The following is an 18,851-nucleotide window of genomic DNA, read 5'->3' on the forward strand; positions in this document are numbered from 1 at the left end:
TTACGCGAAGTCGAGCGCGCGGTCGCCGTCTTCATCCTTGATACGGGATGGCAGGCCGATCTGATTCAGGATGTGGAGGAAAGGCTTCGGGTTCAGCTCTTCCACATTGACCATCTTCTTCACATCCCACTCGCCCGATGCGATCAGGATTGCGGCTGCAACCGGCGGAACACCAGCCGTATAAGAAATGCCCTGCGAACCCACTTCGTTATAGGCGTCCTTGTGGTCGGCAACATTGTAGATGAAGACTTCCTTTTCCTTGCCGTCCTTGGTGCCCTTGACGAAATCGCCAATGCAGGTCTTGCCGGTATAGTCAGGCGCCAGCGACGACGGATCGGGCAGCACGGCCTTGACCACCTTGAGTGGCACGACTTCCAGACCTTCAGCGGTCTTGACCGGCTGTTCGGACAGAAGACCCAGATTGTTCAGCACCGTGAAAACATTGATGTAGTGATCGCCAAAGCCCATCCAGAAACGCACATCGGCGTTCGGGTAGTTTTTCGAGAGCGAATGTACTTCATCATGACCGGTCATATAGGCCTTGCTCGGGCCGACGACAGGCAGATCAAACGTCTGGCCGACTTCGAACATCTTGTTCGACTGCCACTGACCACCCTGCCACGAATAAACCGTGCCGGTGAATTCGCGGAAATTGATTTCCGGGTCGAAATTGGTCGAAAACCAGCGGCCATGTGAACCGGCATTGATGTCAACGATATCGATGGACTTCACTTCATCGAGATAATCGTCAGCAGCCAGACGCGCATAGGCATTGACCACGCCCGGATCGAAGCCGATGCCGAGAATGGCGGTGATGCCCTTCTCCTCGCATTCCTTCAGGTGCTTCCATTCGTAGTTGCCATACCATGGTGGGGTTTCGCAAATCTTCTTCGGGTCTTCATGGATCGCGGTGTCCATGTAAGCCACGCCCGTATCGATACAGGCACGCAGAACCGACATATTGAGGAAGGCCGAGCCGACATTGATGACGATCTGAACGCCTGTCTTCCGGATCAGAGCCTTGGTGGCTTCAATATCCAGAGCATCCAGCGCATGCGCTTCCAGTTTCACCTCGGTCTTGAGGCTCTTCTTTTCATGCACGCTATCGATAATCTTGCGGCATTTCTCAACCGTGCGGGACGCAATATGGATATCGCCCAATATGTCAGAGTTTTGCGCACATTTATGTGCAACAACCTGTGCCACGCCCCCGGCGCCGATAATGAGAACGTTCTTCTTCATTTTCTGTCGATGCTTCCTCTTCCAGCGGTTTCCCGCCATCTGTTTCTCGTCCCCGGCGCTCTCAGCCGCGGAACCTGTTTAAGTTTTACGCCGCTGAGCAGTACCGCGACGCAGGGCTCAGGAGAGCGAACCCTCAAAATCCGCGTAATTAAATTCGCGGACAAGTTTGACCGTGCCATCCAGTTCACGCACGGCAATCGCAGGCATTTTCACGCCATTGAACCAATTTTTCTTGACCATCGTATAACCGGCCGCATCTTCAAACGAGAGGCGGTCGCCGATAGCCAACGGCTTGTCAAAAGTGAACTCACCGAAAATATCGCCAGCAAGGCAGGACTTGCCGCACACCATATAGCTATGCTCGCCATTGTTCGGCGCCATCTTCGCCTTTTCGCGATAGATGAGCAGGTCGAGCATATGCGCTTCGATTGAGCTATCGACAATGGCGAGGTTCTTGCCGTTGAACAGTGTGTCGAGAACCGTCACTTCCAGCGTCGTGGTCTTGGTGATCGAGGCTTCGCCCGGCTCCAGATAGACCTGTACGCCGAACTTTTCCGAGAAAGCTTTCAAGCGCGCGCAGAATTCATCGACCGGATAGTTTTCGCCAGTGAAGTGGATGCCGCCGCCAAGGCTGACCCATTCAACACGGTGCAGAAGTGAGCCGAACTTTTCTTCAATGTCGGTCAGCATCTTGTCGAACAGACCAAAATCGGAATTTTCGCAATTGTTGTGGATCATGAAGCCAGTGACGCGGTCCATGACCTTTTCGACCTTTGCCACATCCCACTCGCCAAGACGGCTGAACGGACGCGCCGGATCGGCGAGATCGAAGCTCGAAGAAGAAATGCCTGGGTTCAGACGCAAGCCGCGCTTGATATGCGCAGCCTTTTCGGCAAAGCGCTCGAACTGACCGATCGAATTGAAGATGATCTTGTCGGCATTGGCGATGACTTCGTCGATCTCATGATCGGCATAGGCAACGCTGTAAGCGTGGGTTTCTCCGCCGAACTTTTCGTGGCCAAGACGCACTTCGTTGAGCGAGGACGAGGTCGTGCCGTCCATATATTCGCTCATCAGATCAAACACCGACCATGTCGCGAAGCATTTCAGCGCCAAAAGCGCCTTGGCGCCGGATTTCTCGCGCACATAGGCAACCTTTTCCATGTTGCTCTTCAGCTTGGTCTTGTCGATCAGGTAGTAAGGCGTCTGGATCATGAGAGTTCCGGGTCGTCCAAAGGGGAAATCTGGCCTCGCCAGCAAGACTGGTTTGCCACGTTGAGGAAACACGCAAGTAGTTTCCCGAATTATTCGAAGGCTTATAGGAAGCTTGTGACAGAAACACAAATCCGCCACAGCATTATCGGGAAAAAATTTCCCAACAAGCTATCGCGGATTACTTCCTCGCCTTTGGCGGTACGCGCTTCATATAGAGCTTTTTGTGAGGATTTGAACCCCTTCCCTCTTGCTCCCCCTTTGCTGCGTTGTTTTCATTGAAAGTCTTTTTCAGGACAAATGGCTTCTGCCCGACAAGACAGCTTGCTACAGTTTCCGGAGTATCATCAATTTAATTAAACAAGCATTAGCTTGACAAATTATAAGTGCGAGCGTAGCCATTAGCTCCATGTTCGGGGCGACCTCATTCAGAGCCTGAATCAAAAAGCGGCAGGCCGTGGCGAAAATGGTGATTTTCGAGTACCGGAGCGCAATGCACTTAACGTGCAAGAGCACCGGAACACAGAAAAGCGCCATTTGCAGACCGGCATGGCGACTTTTGGAACAGGCTCTCAGGCATTCGCCCGCACAAGGATAGTCAAAGGAAAATGAAATGCAGGATCAGAAGCCGACCGCCGGTTGGGGAGACCTGTTTGCAGGTAAAAACGCTATTGTTTCGCTGACGCTTGTCGGCGGCGTGGCGCTTCATGCCATCAACGTGTTCATTGCCACAACCATTTTGCCAACGGTCGTCACCGACATTGGCGGCATGGATTACTATGCATGGAACACGGCACTGTTCGTAACTGCATCCATTCTCGGTTCGGCGCTGGTGCCGCGCCTGCTTTCGCAGGCAGGCCCGCGCAGTGCCTATCTGATTGCAGCGATTATATTCGCTGCCGGAACCCTGACTTGTGGCCTCGCGCCATCAATGCCCGTCATGCTGGCGGGACGAGCGATACAGGGCCTTGGCGGCGGCTTGATGCTCTCCCTGTCCTACTCCATGATCCGCATCGTTTTCGATGAAGCGCTGTGGCCTCGCGCCATCGGACTCGTTTCCGGTATGTGGGGCGTAGCAACACTCGTCGGTCCTGCCGTTGGCGGCATTTTTGCCGAACTCGGCATCTGGCGCGCAGCCTTCTGGTCACTTGCCCCGGTTATCGCCGTATTCACCGTCATGGCCATGACTGTGCTGCCGCGAGAATCCGGCTCCGCCGCCAGCAATGACCGGTTGGCCTGGCCTCAGCTCATCCTTTTGACTGCAGCCGTCCTTGCCGTTTCTGCCGGAAGCATTTCATCCGAACTGGTATGGAATGCTGGTGGTGTGGTGCTTGCCATCGTCTTGCTGCTGCTGCTTGCAGCGGTGGAAATGAAGGCCAGCAGGCGGATTCTTCCGAAAGGCTCGTTCAGCATCCAGAAACTCGGGGCGCTTTATCTCACGCTTGCCTTCCTCAGCGCCTCGGTGACCAGCGCGGAAGTATTCGTACCGCTTTTCTTTCAGGTGCTGCACAGCCAGTCGCCACTCGTTGCAGGATATCTGGCTGCAATCATGGGCGGTAGCTGGACACTTGGCTCCATCGGGTCATCAGGGATTGCCGCCGGGCGTACCGACCGTGTGATTCTCGCCGCTCCCGTCATGGGCGTGGCAGGCATGGTAACGCTGGCTATTCTCATTCCGGCCGGCAGCGAAGGACATTGGTACGATCTGCTGCCGATCTGCATCGCGCTGGCTGTGATCGGTTTCGGCGTTGGCCTGACATGGCCGCACCTGCTGACCCGCATCTTCAAGCGCGCCGACGCAGAGGATCAAAATCTGGCCACCGCTTCCGTGACCATGGTACAGCTTTTCACGACAGCGCTTGGTGCCGCGCTTGCCGGAATGGTTGCCAATATGGCCGGCCTCACCAATCCCGGCGGCTTTGCCGGCACTGCGCATGCAGCACTTTGGCTCTTCTCCGGTTTTGCCGTTCTGTCTGCACTGGCATTCCTGTCAGCCCTTGCTCTCGTTCGTAGCGCGAGAAAGCCTCAACCGGCGCAATGCTGAAAGTGATCCAAGCATTTGTTTTAACGCATATCTTTTCCGAAAACCGTTTCACGCTTTTCGGGATGCGCTCTAAGCGGCGGGCGAAATAACATAGGCGCAGCGCCGCGCACCCGCCAGAATATGCTCGGTGCGGTTTACTGAAACATCTGGGCCAAGCACAGCCCTGAATACCTGAAGTTCCGACCGGCAGAAGCCCTGACAGGCATCTGCAGCAGCGCAGATAGGACAATGGTTTTCGATGAGAAGCCAGGAACCATCTTCGCGCTTTTCGGCATTGGCCATGTAGCCTTCCGCGGACCGGATGTCGGCGAGTTCCTTCACCCGCTGATCGAGAGACAAGTCCTTCAAACGTGCCTGATACTGACGGCGAGTCTCGGTCTCACGATGAGCGATCAGCGTATCCAGCGCATCGTCGCCGAGAATGGTGCGCACGGAATGCAGAAGCTGCACGGTCAGATCGGCATGCGTGTCGGGAAAACGCTTGTTACCGGCTTCAGTCAGATCCCAGAACTGCGCCGGACGACCGACGCCCTGCGATACGGAATGCGGCGCGACAAGACCTTCCTCGGCCAGCCGCACCAATTGCTGGCGCACCGCCTCGCCGGTGGTGCCGAGATGTTCGCCAATAGCGGCGGCCGTCTGTGCACCGCGCATCTTGAGCGCGAGCATGATCTTCTCGGCGGGAGAACGTGCTCCCAATTCGTCGGTATTTAGAAAGTCATTTCTTGACATATTGCCTGTTTTCGATTTAAAGAAGCATTATCTTGTTAAATTAAGCGAACCGCTCTGAATTATCAAGATAGTTATATATCAAGGAGTCCAAAATGAGCTTCACTTTGCCACCACTTCCCTATGCAACCAACGCCCTTGAAGGCGTCGGCATGGGCACGGAAACGCTTGAGCTGCATCATGGCAAGCACCATCAGGCCTATGTGACGGCGCTCAACGGTTTTGTTGACAAGAATGATGCGCTCAAGGGCAAGTCGCTCGAAGAAATCGTGCTCTTTGCCAAGGACAAGGCCGATCTCGCTCCGGTGTTCAACAATGCCGGCCAGCATTGGAACCACGACCTGTTCTGGCAGAACCTGTCGGCGAACGGCGGACGCCTTCCCGGCGCGCTGGAAAAGAAGATCACGCAAGATTTCGGCAGCGTCGACCAGTTCAAGGAAGCCTTCAAGACGGCGGCTGTCGGCCAGTTCGGCTCAGGCTGGGCATGGCTGGTTCTGGCCAATGACGGCAAGCTGAAGGTCACCAAGACGCCAAATGGCTCCAATCCGCTGGCAACCGGCGAAGGCAAGGCACTATTAGGGCTTGATGTCTGGGAGCATAGCTATTATCTCGATTTCCGTAATCGTCGGCCTGACTATGTAACGAACTTCCTCGACAAGCTGGCCAACTACGAATTCGCGGAAGCCACCCTGAAGGCAGCATGACGCGCTTACATTGATTGCAATCAAAGCGTTTTGCCTGCAGAGGATGCAGAACTCCACGGAGCTGCATGACTGCGGGCAAAATGCGGCAATGACCGATAAAGACTGACCAACCGATCCATTCCATAGGCGCCGTCCTCCCAAGCGGTGCAGGAGCAAGACAGAGACAGTTCCGAAAATGAGCAGCAACTTCAATCAGGAAACCGTCACCGACATCCATCACTGGACCGACACGCTGTTTTCCTTCCGTACGACGCGTGATCCGGGCTTCCGCTTCCAGAGCGGGCAATTCATCATGATGGGCCTGGAAGTGAACGGCAAGCCGCTCACGCGTGCCTATTCGATTGCCTCGAGCCTTTACGAGGACGGTCTGGAATTCTTCTCGATCAAGGTACCGAACGGTCCGCTGACCTCAAAGCTCCAGCATCTGAAAGTTGGCGACCAGATCATCCTGTCCAAGAAGCCGGTCGGCACGCTGCTCTACGACAATCTGAAGCCTGGCAAAAATCTGTGGTTGCTTTCTACCGGCACCGGTCTCGCGCCATTCCTGTCGATCATCCGCGATCTGGAAGCCTATGAACGTTTCGAGAAGATCATTCTCGTTCATGGCGTGCGTCAGGTTGCAGAACTTGCCTATACGGATTTCATCTCCACCGAACTGCCACAGGATGAGTTCCTTGGCGAGATGGCCAAGAACCAGCTCATCTACTATCCGACCGTCACGCGTGAGCCTTACAAAAATCGCGGTCGTCTGACCGACCTTATTCGTTCGGGGCAGCTCTTTACCGATGTCGGTCTGCCAGAGTTTAACCACGACGACGACCGTATGATGCTCTGCGGCAGCCCTGAAATGCTGGCCGAAACAAAGCAGATTCTGGAAGAGCGCGGCTTTAAGGAAGGCAGCCAGAGCGAAGCCGGACATTACGTTATCGAGAAGGCTTTCGTGGAGAAATAAGCCCGGCCAAAGACGCTGGAAAACCAGTAAAGGGAGGCATCTAGCCTCCCTTTTTCTTTGAGCGTATTGCTAAGTCCGCACCGCCTGCAGGAAAAACGCTTTCACGCCGGCAACCATTTCGGCTCGGTCCATCATATGAGGATTTGAGATAATCTCGTCGACTGCACCGTGGAGCGCATTGAACAGCAGCACCGCAGTCAAACGCGTATCGGCGATTTTCCATGCACCTGCGGCATTACCATCGGTCAACAGTGCGTCGAGCTGGACGATCGCCGGATTTTCCTGCTTCATGCGGCGCATGGGCGGATGGAAATCGTGAAACACCATGTCGTGGAGCTTGTAATTGTCCAGATAACCGTCAATTCCGGTTTCGGCCCAGACAGCCAGTTTTGTCTGCCAGTCCTCTGCTGGAAGTAGATCTAGCTGGCGCTCCAGCCCTTCACAGAATCCATTGATGAAGCGCTCCCGCAAGCCAAGCAGGATATCGTCCTTGCTGCGAAAATGCAGGTAGAATGTGCCTTTGGCGACATCCGCCAGACGGACAATTTCATCCACGCTTGTCGCCGCGAAACCCCTTTCCAGAAAGAGGGCTTCGGCTGCAGCCATCAGTTCGTCGCGACGTATTTCCGCTGGTTTAGTGCGGGGCTTGGGCTTGATGACGGTAGACGGCAAATCACTCTCCGAAACTTCAGGACGCTGCCAATTTATCCCGGATAGCCGCTCTGTCAAAATCAAGCTGATTTGGTCGAATGACCCGATCCTCCAGCCAATGCAGCGCCGCATCGACATTCGAGAATGTGCCCGCCGGAACGCGAAACAGCTTTTCGGCATCCATGCGGCTTGCCTGTTCATAAACAGATTCCGGCACGATGTTCACCATGCCCAGCACCTGTTCGCGAATGCGCTGCGCATTTTGCTGGAACCATTGCTTCACTTCACGCGCCGAACCTTCTGGATGCGTCAGAGCATCCTCATCCAGAAAACGGCGGATGGCAATGAAAGGCTTTCCCGCATCAAGCCACCGGCTCCAGACATCAAAGAATTCACGCGTTTCTTCCATGGTCGATACGCCCTTCGACAAGGTGACGACGTAGGGCCAGTTTTCCGTACTGTGAAGCATCACGCTTCCTTCCTGTTCGATATCTATCAAACTCGCTGCGGTGATGTTTTGAGCCGTGACGGCGACCCGGCAACCGCCACGCACACAAGCAAGTTGCTGAATCACCGCACGACTCATGACTGACTATCAGTCAGTTACTTTGTGACATGAAAATATGAATAATTCAATCATGTTTTTCATACGAAATCCTCGCAACAATTTACAGGAAATCGTTGCCTCAAATGCGCAAGCCCAGCACCGCAAGGTAGACTGGGCTTGATAGCAGAACGCATTTGGAATTTGGTGGTGCGGGAGAGACTACCTTCCATGCTGCTCGAGGCATAAAGTCTCAGTTATTCAGTTCAAAATCGAGCCCGATATCGAGGTTCGGCGCACTGTGGGTTGTCCAGCCGACTGAAATCAGATCGACGCCGCTGGCAGCAACAGCCGCCACCGTTTCTGGTGTGATGCCGCCTGAAGCTTCCGAAATGGCGCGCCCGTCGATCACCGACACCGCCTCTCGCAATTGCGCAGGCGACATATTGTCGAGCAGCACCGCATCCACGCCCGTCGCCATGGCTTCATCGAGCTGCTGCAGCGTATCGACTTCAACCTCGATCTTGACCATATGACCGGCACCGGCCTTGGCGCGTTCGATGGCCTCGCGCACGCCGCCTGCAACTGCGATGTGATTGTCCTTGATCAGCACCGCATCATAGAGCGCGAAACGGTGGTTCATACCGCCGCCCGCCCTGACTGCATATTTCTGCAAGGCACGCAGTCCCGGCGTCGTCTTGCGTGTGCAGACGATGGAAGCCTTTGTGCCCTGAACAGCCTTGACCAGACTGGCCGTCGCCGTTGCAATGCCGGACAGGTGACCGAGAAAATTGAGCGCCGTCCGCTCCCCCGCCAGGATCGAGCGGGATGAACCGGAAACGCGCGCGACATCGGCTCCCTTTGCAAGAGACTGGCCGTCCCGTGCCAGACGTTCGAATGTGACATCCGGATCGACCAGACGAAACGCCATTTCGGCCACATCCAGCCCGGCGATGACACCCGGCTGACGCAAGCTGAACAGCATGGCCGAGTGGTGATCCTCCGGCACCACGGCATTGCTGGTAATATCGCCAGCAAGCCCCAGATCTTCCAGAAGTGCGGCGCGCACCAGCGGTTCGACGACAAGCGGAGACAAGCGCGGCAGGTTCATCATGCAGTCCTTGGAATTCGTTGAAGTAAGCGTTCGGGGGCGGCAATGTCGCGGGCAAGTGCGAATGCCGTCTCGAATGTGTGGAAGCGGCGCTTGGCCTCCGCGTGTTTCTGCGGGTAGTCGGTCCGGGCATGGCTGCCGCGCGACTCGCGCCGTTCAAATGCCGCAACCGCAGCGACCAGCGCCACGGCTGCGGCATCGTCGGTCTCCGCGATAGGGAGAAGGGTGGTGATTGCAGAGCGCAAACCTTCTTCATCACGCAGCAGGCCAAGGTGGCTGGAAACGACGTGCCGCACCGGTTCGGGATCAGCACTCTGCGGCAGGCTGACCGGCACGGGGTGCCGCACGGCAACCGCCTCTTCACAGCCGAGCGCGCGGGCGGCGCGCAGGCCCATGGCGGCGGCTTCAAGCAGCGAATTGCTGGCAAGACGGTTCGCGCCATGCAGGCCGGTGCAGGCCGCTTCGCCCACGACCCAGAGACCCGGCAGACTGCTGCGCCCATCGGCGTCGGTCCTGATCCCGCCCATGTGATAATGCGTGGCGGGCCTGACCGGGATCAGATCACCGGACGGATCAATGCCATGCTGTTTGCAAAGCCCATCAATACCGGGAAACCGGGTTGCAAACCGCGCACCCGGAGCCGTGCGTGCATCGAGATAGACCTTGCGCCCTTGCGCGATCTCGCCGCCAATGGCACGGGCCACCACGTCGCGGGGCGCAAGTTCGCGGCCCGGAATATCCGCCATGAAGCGCTCACCGCGATCATTGACAAGTTGAGCCCCCTCTCCGCGCACCGCCTCGCTGACCAGCGGCAGGCGCGGCGCGGAAACAGCAAGCGCGGTCGGATGGAACTGCACGAACTCCATATCGGCAAGCACAGCGCCTGCGCGGCCAGCCAATGCGGCCCCCTGTCCTAGGTTGCCGAGCGGCGTGGTTGTTGCGTTATAAAGTCCACCGATCCCGCCCGTCGCCAGAACCACGGCAGTTGCTGCAACCGGGCCGACATTTTCAAGACAAGCGCCGACCACACGACCATCCTGCCGGATGAGGCGTAGGGCGCGGGTGTTTTCCATGACGGTGATCGAAGGCGTCGCCAGAACCTTGGCGGTCAGAGCACGCATGATGCCCGCCCCGGTCGCGTCGCCATCCACATGCACAATGCGATGGCGGCTATGAGCAGCTTCCAGTCCGAGTGAAAATGAACCGTCCGCCTTGCGGTCGAAGTGCACGCCATGGGCTTCCAGCGCAGCAACGACGTCCGCGCCCGCTTCTATGATTTCTGCCGCCACGCCTACGTCACACAGGCCGTCGCCAGCGGCAATCGTATCGGCCAGATGCAGCGCAGCACTATCATCCGCGCCAACGCTTGCAGCAATGCCGCCTTGCGCCAGCGTGCTGGAACCGGACAGGCCGAGGCTTCCCGCTGTCACCAGCAGAACCGGCTGCGGAGACAGCGTCAGCGCCGTCATAAGACCGGCAAGACCGCTGCCAATGACGAGAACAGGGGTCTCAGTCATGCTCATACCATCAACATCCGTTCGACAGCGCGCCGGGCAGGTTCCATCAGTGCTGCATCGACAGTCACTTCATGACGATTATTTTCCAGCGCATCGCGAATATTGGCGAGCGTGATCCGCTTCATATGCGGGCAGAGATTGCACGGGCGGATGAACTCGACATCCGGGTGATCGACGGCAACATTGTCGCTCATCGAGCATTCGGTCAGAAGCACGACCCGCTGCGGCTTCTTCTCGCCGACATAGTCCGACATAACTGCCGTGGAACCGGCGAAATCGGCGGCTTCCACCACTTCCGGCGGGCATTCGGGATGGGCCAGAACCACGACGCCGGGATGGCTTTCACGCAATTCGCGAATATCGTCGGGCGTAAACCGCTCATGCACCTCGCAATGGCCATGCCAGGCGAGAATTTCGACATTGGTTTCGCGCGCCACGTTCTGTGCCAGAAACTCGTCGGGAATCATCAGCACGCGCGGCGCGCCAAGCGATTCCACCACCCTTTTGGCATTGCCGGAGGTGCAGCAAATATCGGATGCCGCCTTCACGGCAGCAGATGTGTTGACATAGGTGATGATCGGCACGCCGGGATGCGCCTCGCGCAACAGCGCTACATCTTCCGGCGTGATGCTGTCGGCCAGCGAACAGCCTGCCGCCATATCAGGGATCAGCACCGTCTTGCCTGGATTGAGCAGCTTTGCCGTCTCGGCCATGAAATGCACGCCCGCCAGCACGATCACATCGGCATCGACTTCCGCAGCCTTGCGCGCCAGCGCCAGACTGTCGCCGACAATATCGGCCACGCAATGGAAGATTTCCGGCGTCTGGTAATTATGCGCAAGGATGACGGCATTGCGCTTTTTCTTCAGCTCAAGAATGGCCGCAACATCGTCTTCGAAGCCAAGCCACTCCGCCTTGGGCAGCACCTTGGCCACGCGGTCATAGAGTTGCGAAACGGAAACATGATCGTTCATGGTTGGGCCTCCAAGGTCACTTACGCATTGTCCCGCGCAAAACCGCTTCGCACTTTTGCTGGAAATGCTTGCCTACCAATTATACTCAATCTGAGTATTTCATGTTTACGAACTTATACTCGATTCGAGTATATTGTCAATCGCGGGAGATTGGCAGCTTGGCTCCGGCCAGATGGCGCTCGGAAAGGGCACGTTCCTCGACAATCGAGTAGCGGAAACGGAATAGTTTTGCCGGGCGACCGCCGGTTTCGCTGTCGCTTTCGCCGGTCTCCTCTACGAGATCCTGCTGCTCAATCAGGCGGCGGAAATTCTGTTTGTGCAGGCGCAGGCCCGCCAGCGCTTCGACGGTGCGCTGCAATTGCAAAAGCGTGAAACTGTCCGGCATCAATTCGAACACCACTGGGCGGTATTTGATCTTGGCGCGCAGCCGCGCAATTGCCGTGGCAAGGATGCGGCGATGATCGGCAAACATGGAACGACCGTTCTCGTCTTCCTTCATCCCGGCTTCCGCCACCAAACCGGCTTCGAACAACAGCTCATAGCGTTGCAGCACGAGGTCTTCGTTCCAGCGCCCGCCCCACTCTCCATTGTCAAAGCCGAAAGTGAACGAGATGCGCCGCATGCGCTGCGCGGTCAGTTCCGACGTTTCGGCCCGATAGGCCCAGACAAGGAGCGCATTGTTGAGATGCTCCATGATGGCCGGTTCGCCCTGACGGTGATCTTCCCACGGCAGATAATCATACCAGCCGCGCCAGCCCGCCCGCCCCGCCGCCGCATCGCTTTCGCGCACGAGGCCGAGATAGCTGATCGAGATGATGCGTTCGCCCTGCGCATGACGGTCACGGTCGGCAAAGGTATAAAGCTGCTCCAGATAGCCGACCGGATGCGCGGTTTCCGACTGCACCCAGGCGCGCAGACCGGATTGCAACGAACGGTGTTCGCTTTCGAACGGGCCGGATGGCAGGGCCTGTCCCTGCCGCAAGGTCATGACGCGCGGCTGTTCGCTGGTCACGGCGGCCAGCACGGCAATCAGTTCGGTATGGGCAATATCGTCGGTCACAGCAACTCCGGAAAACACTTCCGACATTGAACGCGATTGACGAATAATTACAAGGCGCTACCGCCATACGGCACAGGATTTAAGCATTTCCAGCAAAAGTGCGAAGCGCCTACGCGGGGAAACCAGTCCACTGGACTGATTTCTTATCCCGCTTCGATGCGTAGGATAATGCGAAAAGCAAAGAGAGGTCAGGCTTTCGGTTTAGCGCCGAAAACATGCTCCGGCCCCGGAAATGCGCGCGCCCGCACTTCCTCGGCATAGGCTTTCGCCGCATCGGACACTTGCGGCGCCAATTGCGCAAAACGCTTCACGAAACGCGGCGTGAAATCCTGAAACAGCCCCAGCATATCGTCCGAAACCAATATCTGCCCGTCGCAGGCAGCCGACGCGCCTATGCCAACCGTCGGGACGGAAAGCGATGCGGTGATCTCGCGCGCCAGCGGCTCCATCGTGCCCTCAATGACCAGCGCAAACACACCGGCATCGGCGATGGCCTGCGCATCGCGGCGAATGCGGTCGGCTTCATCGTCATCGCGTCCGAGCGAGCGGAAGCCGCCAACCGTATTGACCTGTTGCGGCATCAGGCCGACATGACCGAACACCGGAATGCCCCGCCGAACCAGAAAATCGACCGTTTCGGCCATTTCCTCGCCGCCTTCGAGCTTGACGCCGTCGCAGCCGGTTTCCTGCATCACGCGGGCGGCATTGCGAAACGCCTGTTCTTTCGATTCCTGATAGGAGCCGAACGGCATATCGACGATGACGCAAGTTGTCTCAACACCGCGCATCACCGCTTGGCCATGGGCGATCATCATGTCGAGCGTTACGGCGAGGGTGGAATCCATGCCGTAAAGCACCATGCCGAGCGAGTCCCCCACCAGCAGCAGGTCGCAATGCGGATCGAGCAGCCGCGCAATCGGCGTCGTATAGGCAGTGAGGCTGACAATCGGGCGTTCACCCTTCAGGGCCGAAATTGCCTTGGGCGTCAGTCGCTTCTGTTTGACGGGTGCGCTCATCTCAGGCCGCCTGTTCCTGCGCAATATGCGCAATGACGCGATTGTCGAGAAGCCGCGTTGAGCCAAGCCGCACGAACAACGCAATCAGCACAGGCCGTCCCTGTACTGCCGTCAGACGCTCCAGCGTTTCGGGGTCACGCAGCGCCACAACTTCCGGAGCTGCCAGCGGTTCTGTGGCGATAAACGCACGAATTGCCGCTTCCAGCGCATCGGGATCGTCCACACCAGACCGATAAAGCCGCTCAGCCTCATCAAGCGCCTTCGGCACGATAATGGCGGCGGCGCGCTGCTCCGCCGACAGATAAACATTGCGGGACGAACAGGCGAGCCCGTCATCCTCCCGCACCGTCTCGACACCGACCACACGCACCGGAATAGCCATATCCTCCACCATGCGGCGGATGATGACGAGCTGCTGAAAATCCTTTTCACCGAAATAGGCGGCATCCGGACCGACGATGTTGAAGAGCTTGCTCACCACCGTCGCGACACCGGCGAAGTGGCCGGGACGCGCCTCGCCTTCCATCTGGTTGCCAAGGGTCGGCACATCCACCACGGTCTGCATCGGGCGCGGATACATGTCGCTGACGGCAGGCGCGAAGAGGTAATCGACCTCTGCACCGCGCAGCAGAGCTGCATCGCGCTCCAGATCGCGCGGATATTTGTCGAGATCTTCATTGGCGCCGAATTGCAGCGGATTGACGAAGATCGACACGACGGTCACGTCATTGTCGGCGCGCGACCGATGAACAAGTTCCAGATGGCCTTTGTGAAGATAGCCCATGGTCGGCACGAAGCCGACCCGCTTGCCCGCGCGACGCGCAGGCGCAAGAACCTGACGCAATTCCTCGATGGTGCGGATGATCTGCATGAGGTTCTCTCCTCGCGGCCAGCGCATTTTGCAGCCAAATGGAACGTTGGCGTTGCATAAATGCGGTTCAAAATGTTTGGCCGCGAGTCCTACAGCGTCAGCCTGAATATGACAACAGCACAGGCAAAACGTCCTCGGACAGCTTACTGCGTGGGGATCGTCACCGCACCAACCGTATTGCCGACAGCGCGACCGAAGCGATCGATCTGCTCGTCATAGGTTTTGCGTGTGTTTGGATCGAACACGGCAATCGGTGCCGTCACGACCAGTGACGCAGCAGTACCGACGCCCTGTGCGGTCCCCATGGCGACCGCACCCAGACGATCTCCAAGACCGACTTGCGAATCCGTGATCGTCTGACCAGCAACGAGACGCTGACCGATGAGCTGCACGACCTCCGGACTGGAGGCGAATTTGCCATGGTTGAGCCTATCGCCCGACTTGAGCTTGGTGAGATCGATGACGGTAATGCCTGCTTTTTCAAGCTCGGAGCGATACGGCTCGATTGACGGATCGATCTGGCCGAGGCGGTCGATATTACCGGAAATGCGTCGTGACAAGGCGAGTGCCTTGTCGTCCCGGGATGTGAAGAGGGTGAAACGCGGATGTGGCTTGCCCATGGCAAGAAACTGTTTCGAGAACACGTCGACGTCGAGATCGGGCGAAGCCAGAATGACATTTGTAATCTTGGCGTTCACGCGACCATCGCGGATCGCCATCTGACGCAGGGCCTCCACCGTTAGCCAGCTACCCATCGAGTGAGCCATGACGGTAATGTCCTTAACCTCGGGTTCGCGAGCAATGGCGCGCAGAATCTGCTCCAGCGCATCGCGGGAATAATTCGTGCTTTCCTTGTCATAATTGTAGTCGAACACGCTGGCGCGCGACGGCCAGGTGAAGATCACCGGCGCAACATCGGCCCCGGAATCGTGCACGATCTGGGCAAAGCGATAGACGGAATCCTCAAACGTATTGTTGAAGCCGTGCACAAACACCATCACGCGGCGGCTCTTGGTCAGATGTGGACGGACCCAGCCTGCCATCTCCACATCGGTCTTGAGCGGCGTCACGCTGACGGTGGTGAAATCCTTCTGCGGATTGGGCGGTAGTTTCTTCGGCCACTGCACTTCACCCGCCTTGCGGTTCTTTTCTGGCGGGATAGAGACAACAATCTCGTTGAGCGACACGAGCTTATCACGCTCACCGGAGAAAAGTATGCCGGGATTATCGGACGGACGGCGGGTGGTTGCCACGACAAGGTCAACCTTGGTCGTGCCGGGAGAAGCGACATCCCCAACGGGCACAAGCACACCTTCAGGCCGGCTGGCGCAACCGGCGAGCAGAGACAGAAGAACAAGCAACGCAGGGGCAGTCCGAGAAAAAATGCGCCGCAAAACCAAACTCCCCTCAACACTACGCCAACAGGTCTCTTACACCCAAATTTTGAGGTTAATATATTCTTTACATGAAACGTTCTGCCAAGCCCCAATTATCCACCATTGTCGGAACGCAACGCGATTGCGGCTTATGGGTTACACACTGTTCGACAGGTGATACTTTCCTACCTATCAGCCCAGACCGATATATCCGCCAACAGCAACTCCGTTTCTGAAGGAGGCACAATATGGCTTTGGAACTGATAGGGCTGCACCATCTGACAGCCATTACGGCCGACGCGCCCGGCAACCGGCGCTTCTACACCGACACGCTCGGGCTCCGGCTCGTCAAAAAGACGGTCAATCAGGACGACACCAGCGCCTATCATCTGTTCTACGCAGACGGGTTGGCATCGCCCGGCACGGACATCACCTTTTTCGACTGGCCTGTGCAACGCGAACAGCGCGGCACCAACAGCGTTGCCCGCACTGGTTTGCGTGTGAACGGTGTCGAAGGTCTCGAGTGGTGGCGAAAGCACCTGAACGATAAAGGCGTCCAGACAGGCGATATTTTCGAAGTTGCCGGACGGGCCGTTCTCGATTTCGAGGACCCCGAAGGGCAGCGCCTGCGCCTGACCGATGACGGTGGAGCGGGTGAAGCCCATAGCTGGGACCGGAGTCCAGTCCCAGCGGAAAGACAGATCAGGGGCCTCGGACCGATCGTGCTCAGTGTTCCCGAACTGGCGCCGACCCAGATCATTCTGGAAAAGGTCATGAATATGCGCCAGACCGGCGATTACGTTTCGCCTGACGGTGAAGGTCACGTCCATGTTTTCTCCATGGGTGCGGGCGGTGCTGCAGCCGAACTGCACATCGCGGTACAGCCGAACTTGCCCACTGCATGGCAGGGTGCAGGTGCCGTGCACCATGTCGCCTTCCGCACACCGGATCAGGAAAGCATGCAGGAATGGGTGGATCGCCTGCGGTCTGTGCGCATGCCGTCAAGCGGCGAGGTCGAACGCTACTATTTCCGCTCGCTCTATTTCCGCGAGCCAAATGGCATCCTGTTCGAGATCGCTACCGATGGCCCCGGCTTCGCGGTGGATGAACCACTCGAAAGCCTTGGTGAAAGCCTGTCGCTTCCACCTTTCCTCGAGGGAAACCGCGAAGCCATCGAGCGAAATCTGAAACCGCTTGATTAATACAATAAGGGCTGCCGAGAATTGCGCAGCCCTTATCATTCATAGCTTATCCCGAAGCCAGTCGCCTGCAATGCGGATATCGTCTTCGATGAGCGCATGCCCGGCATCGACCGGTCTGGTCGTGAGAGTAGCTCCATCTTCTCTGAGGACGTTTTCCAGTGCTCCCGCCACATCTCCAAAAGGATCGGAAGCGCCGTTCATCAGGAGCACTGAAGCATCTGACAAATCTGCACCGTCGGGCTGTTCTTCCAGAACCTCCTGACCGCGCAGAAGCACTGCCGTGCGAACGACATGCGGATGCAAACGCATGAAGGCTGCTAGCAGATTTGCACCGTTGGAGTTGCCGATAAAAGCCGTCCGCTTCAGATCGATGCCATAAGCGGCGGCGGCTCCCTCCACAAAAGCCTCGAATGCCTGTGCTTCAAAACGGATATCGGCCTGATCGAACTTTTTCAGATCAAAGCGGCGAAACCAGCGCTGGATACCCTCTTCCGTGCTGCGTCCACGTACCCCCAGAAGGGTTGCGCGCGGCGCGGCCTTCCGGGCGAAAGGCATCAAGTCGTTTTCGTTCCCGCCGGTGCCGTGCAAAAGCAAAAGCGTACTGCCATCCGGATCTTCCGGCTGGTGTATCCGGTGAACGAAAGGCAGGTCGCGATAGATGATGCGCTCATCGCCCGGCAAAGCGAATTGTGGCATCCGTGCCCGGATAGCATCCGCCTTTTCTTCATTGCCCGGCGGCACAAACAGGAACTGGCCCAGTTTTTCAACCGGCTCGTCTATTGTGAAGCCCGGTGCATCGGTTGCAAATTCGAACAGCGTTCCGCCTGGTTCACGGACGTAGAGCGACGTGAAATATTTGCGGTCGTGCACATTGACGGCACTCGAGTTGAGCTTCGAAAGCTCCTTCTCCGCCTTTTCCACTTCGCCGGTATCGGCGGCACGGAAAGCGACATGGTCGGCAATGCCGGTGCCGGGAATACCTGGCCAGAAGCCACCCGCGTCGCGAACATCGATGACATCGCCGGAATCCGACAGAAGACGGTCTATCGTACCTTCTTTCGCCGAAAATTTGAAACCGAAATAGCGTTCAATGAAACCGGCGGTCTGTTCTGGAGCTTCGGATAGAATGGTTGCGGCCCGTAAACGCCTGACGGCGAAAGCTGCGGGAATACCTTCGCTTTCCCACGCATCGTTGGCAGCTAGATCGCAGCCGACCAGTTTGACGATCACACCGTCGGGATCGCGCAGGCGCAGAACGGGCTCGCCGAACTCCTGAACCGGTCCCTCGGAAGGCACGTGATAACGCAAGGCGCGCTCGAGCCAGAAACCGATGGCAGTACGATCAATGGCAAGTGCGATTTCGCTAACCTGACCATGGCCGACACGGCCCTTGGAGCCATCCTCCCATACCAGAAATGTAATCAAGGAGCCGGGCGTGCCCGAGCGATCACCGTAGAACAGATGCAACTGCTCGGCATCTTCAAACCCGCCCGTCTGCTTGACAATACGCAAGCCCAGAAAGCCGGCGTAGAAATCGACATTCGCCTGCACTTTCCGGGTGATGAGGGTGATGTGGTGGATGCCGCTGATCATAGGCACTTTCTCCCCGATTCATAAGTTAAACTCAGAGATAGAGCAGATGACAC

At 57.4% G+C, this 18,851-nt stretch carries 17 protein-coding genes and 1 pseudogene; 4 read left to right on the top strand and 14 right to left on the bottom strand.

Features of this window, described 5'->3' with window-relative positions; all coding sequences use genetic code 11:
• The 3 genes and pseudogenes from FIB18_RS07680 to FIB18_RS25175 all read right to left on the bottom strand — a co-directional run.
• A complete protein-coding gene (locus FIB18_RS07680; protein WP_140020135.1) occupies positions 1-1,242 on the bottom strand; it encodes a saccharopine dehydrogenase family protein in 1,242 nt (413 codons plus the stop codon).
• Between the two features lie 117 nt (positions 1,243-1,359).
• Positions 1,360-2,457: a carboxynorspermidine decarboxylase gene (gene nspC, locus FIB18_RS07685; RefSeq protein WP_140020136.1), complete on the bottom strand. Its 1,098-nt coding sequence runs from the start codon at positions 2,455-2,457 to the stop codon at positions 1,360-1,362.
• A gap of 405 nt (positions 2,458-2,862) precedes the next feature.
• Positions 2,863-2,991: pseudogene (locus FIB18_RS25175) on the bottom strand (flagellar basal body P-ring protein FlgI); the annotation flags it as partial.
• Positions 2,992-3,067: 76 nt separating this feature from the next.
• Between FIB18_RS25175 and FIB18_RS07695 the strand changes: the two are divergent.
• Positions 3,068-4,498, top strand: a complete 1,431-nt coding sequence (locus FIB18_RS07695; RefSeq protein ID WP_140020137.1) for an MFS transporter — start codon at positions 3,068-3,070, stop codon at positions 4,496-4,498.
• A gap of 69 nt (positions 4,499-4,567) precedes the next feature.
• Here the strand turns inward: FIB18_RS07695 and FIB18_RS07700 are convergent, their stop codons facing one another.
• Positions 4,568-5,167, bottom strand: a complete 600-nt coding sequence (locus FIB18_RS07700; RefSeq protein WP_140020138.1) for a helix-turn-helix transcriptional regulator — start codon at positions 5,165-5,167, stop codon at positions 4,568-4,570.
• Positions 5,168-5,322: 155 nt separating this feature from the next.
• On the opposite strand from FIB18_RS07700, the gene FIB18_RS07705 reads away from it, so the two are divergent.
• Entirely contained in the window at positions 5,323-5,931 is a 609-nt protein-coding gene (locus FIB18_RS07705) for a superoxide dismutase (RefSeq protein WP_140020139.1), read from the top strand.
• Positions 5,932-6,106: 175 nt separating this feature from the next.
• On the top strand, positions 6,107-6,883 hold the full coding sequence (locus FIB18_RS07710; protein WP_140020140.1) for a ferredoxin--NADP reductase: 777 nt from the start codon (positions 6,107-6,109) through the stop codon (positions 6,881-6,883).
• Positions 6,884-6,952: 69 nt separating this feature from the next.
• Here the strand turns inward: FIB18_RS07710 and FIB18_RS07715 are convergent, their stop codons facing one another.
• From FIB18_RS07715 to FIB18_RS07755, 9 genes are all read right to left on the bottom strand, one after another.
• On the bottom strand, positions 6,953-7,555 hold the full coding sequence (locus FIB18_RS07715) for a TetR/AcrR family transcriptional regulator (RefSeq protein WP_140020141.1): 603 nt from the start codon (positions 7,553-7,555) through the stop codon (positions 6,953-6,955).
• Positions 7,556-7,571: 16 nt separating this feature from the next.
• Positions 7,572-8,003: a hypothetical protein gene (locus FIB18_RS07720; RefSeq protein ID WP_140020142.1), complete on the bottom strand. Its 432-nt coding sequence runs from the start codon at positions 8,001-8,003 to the stop codon at positions 7,572-7,574.
• A gap of 328 nt (positions 8,004-8,331) precedes the next feature.
• Positions 8,332-9,189 (bottom strand): carboxylating nicotinate-nucleotide diphosphorylase, encoded by an 858-nt coding sequence (nadC, locus tag FIB18_RS07725; RefSeq protein ID WP_140020143.1) that lies wholly within the window; start codon positions 9,187-9,189, stop codon positions 8,332-8,334.
• The gene (locus FIB18_RS07730) at positions 9,189-10,706 is read right to left on the bottom strand and encodes an L-aspartate oxidase (protein WP_140020144.1); all 1,518 of its coding nucleotides are present in this window, start codon (positions 10,704-10,706) and stop codon (positions 9,189-9,191) included. Before FIB18_RS07730 ends, nadC begins: the two co-directional genes overlap by 1 nt.
• Before the next feature lie 2 nt (positions 10,707-10,708).
• Positions 10,709-11,680: a quinolinate synthase NadA gene (gene nadA / locus FIB18_RS07735; RefSeq protein ID WP_140020145.1), complete on the bottom strand. Its 972-nt coding sequence runs from the start codon at positions 11,678-11,680 to the stop codon at positions 10,709-10,711.
• A gap of 136 nt (positions 11,681-11,816) precedes the next feature.
• The gene (locus FIB18_RS07740) at positions 11,817-12,767 is read right to left on the bottom strand and encodes an NUDIX hydrolase (protein ID WP_140020146.1); all 951 of its coding nucleotides are present in this window, start codon (positions 12,765-12,767) and stop codon (positions 11,817-11,819) included.
• Between the two features lie 161 nt (positions 12,768-12,928).
• Complete coding sequence (panB, locus tag FIB18_RS07745; RefSeq protein WP_140020147.1) at positions 12,929-13,756, bottom strand: 3-methyl-2-oxobutanoate hydroxymethyltransferase; 828 nt, start codon at positions 13,754-13,756, stop codon at positions 12,929-12,931.
• A gap of 1 nt (position 13,757) precedes the next feature.
• The gene (gene panC, locus FIB18_RS07750) at positions 13,758-14,627 is read right to left on the bottom strand and encodes a pantoate--beta-alanine ligase (RefSeq protein ID WP_140020148.1); all 870 of its coding nucleotides are present in this window, start codon (positions 14,625-14,627) and stop codon (positions 13,758-13,760) included.
• A gap of 143 nt (positions 14,628-14,770) precedes the next feature.
• Entirely contained in the window at positions 14,771-16,027 is a 1,257-nt protein-coding gene (locus FIB18_RS07755; RefSeq protein ID WP_168436569.1) for an alpha/beta hydrolase, read from the bottom strand.
• Between the two features lie 224 nt (positions 16,028-16,251).
• Here FIB18_RS07755 and FIB18_RS07760 point away from each other — a divergent pair, with 224 nt between their 5' ends.
• A complete protein-coding gene (locus FIB18_RS07760) occupies positions 16,252-17,205 on the top strand; it encodes a ring-cleaving dioxygenase (RefSeq protein WP_140020150.1) in 954 nt (317 codons plus the stop codon).
• Between the two features lie 39 nt (positions 17,206-17,244).
• On the opposite strand, the gene FIB18_RS07765 is transcribed toward FIB18_RS07760, so the two are convergent.
• Positions 17,245-18,798, bottom strand: coding sequence for a VOC family protein (locus FIB18_RS07765; protein ID WP_140020151.1), 1,554 nt, complete (start codon positions 18,796-18,798; stop codon positions 17,245-17,247).
• Positions 18,799-18,851 lie beyond the last annotated feature (53 nt).

The sequence above is a fragment of the Brucella pecoris genome (assembly GCF_006376675.1).
In the GTDB taxonomy this organism is placed as follows: domain Bacteria; phylum Pseudomonadota; class Alphaproteobacteria; order Rhizobiales; family Rhizobiaceae; genus Brucella; species Brucella pecoris.